The 294-nt window shown below is 33.7% G+C and carries 1 protein-coding gene; it reads left to right on the top strand.

Going from position 1 to position 294, the window contains the following annotated elements; genetic code table 11:
* Window positions 1-109: 109 nt before the first annotated feature.
* Window positions 110-294 (top strand): nucleotide-binding protein (locus ACJDU8_RS25830; protein WP_479723083.1); only part of this gene is annotated, 185 nt, incomplete at its 3' end.

Here is a 294-nt window from a genome sequence, read left to right as displayed (position 1 = left end):
ATAGTAAAAATATAGCTGAGATCTATTCCAGGGGAGATATTCTATATAATAATACTGAATATAAAAAACTATTTGATCATATGGCAGAAAATACATTGGGGGTGCTAAGGTGGAATTAGTGGTACTAAGTGGGAAAGGGGGCACCGGGAAGACTACAATTGCAATAGCACTATCAGAACTTGCTAAAAACGTGGTAAAAATAGATTGTGATGTAGATGCCCCTAATTTATATCTTTTTTATGAAGGTGTAGATATAGAAAAAAGAGACTTTTACGGTGGTAAAAAAGCAGTTAT

The organism is Candidatus Clostridium eludens (genome assembly GCF_045310515.1).
Classification (GTDB): Bacteria; Bacillota; Clostridia; order Clostridiales; family Clostridiaceae; genus Clostridium_B; species Clostridium_B eludens.
The sequence above is the reverse complement of the archived record's forward strand: the minus strand, read 5'-3'. Positions and strand labels throughout refer to the sequence as shown.